We start from the raw sequence: 437 nt of genomic DNA, 5'->3' as shown, positions 1-437 counted from the left end.
CAAGAAAATTCTTTACGAACTTAATGTCCATCACATAATCCTAAAAAGGATAAAATCTCCGTTTTTTATTGAAATTAAAACACATAGTCACACCCAAAATAACTAACGATATAATCGTCAAACAAAGCATAATTCAGACTTATCATTAATAGCTACCCCCCCCTGCTAGCCAATGATAACCCTAATGTGTGCTGATATGGGAAATAACATTTACTGCTAGGGAAGCTTATGTTCGGAGAATCTATAACCGTATTTTTATCAGATAAAAATCGCTACTTCACACATGTCATCCAATTGGCGTTAGAAAACTATTTTCGCTCAAAAAATGTGAATGTGCATTTTACTGAAAATGCCTTCGAGTACAGAGTGGTCGACATCATCCTCCTGGCAGCCAACCCAAGCGAAAGTACTCTGCCTCATTATCTGTATTCACAGGC

1 protein-coding gene is annotated in these 437 nt (G+C 36.8%); it reads left to right on the top strand.

Annotation, left to right across the window (positions count from 1 at the left end; genetic code table 11):
• Positions 1–228: 228 nt before the first annotated feature.
• A partial coding sequence (locus NR114_RS24205; RefSeq protein ID WP_256824859.1) for a hypothetical protein occupies positions 229–437 on the top strand: 209 nt, incomplete at its 3' end.

This window comes from Serratia sp. Ser99, from assembly GCF_024519545.1.
Lineage (GTDB): Bacteria > Pseudomonadota > Gammaproteobacteria > Enterobacterales > Enterobacteriaceae > Serratia > Serratia liquefaciens.
Note: the sequence above shows the minus strand (reverse complement) of the source record. Positions and strands in the feature narration are given on the sequence as shown.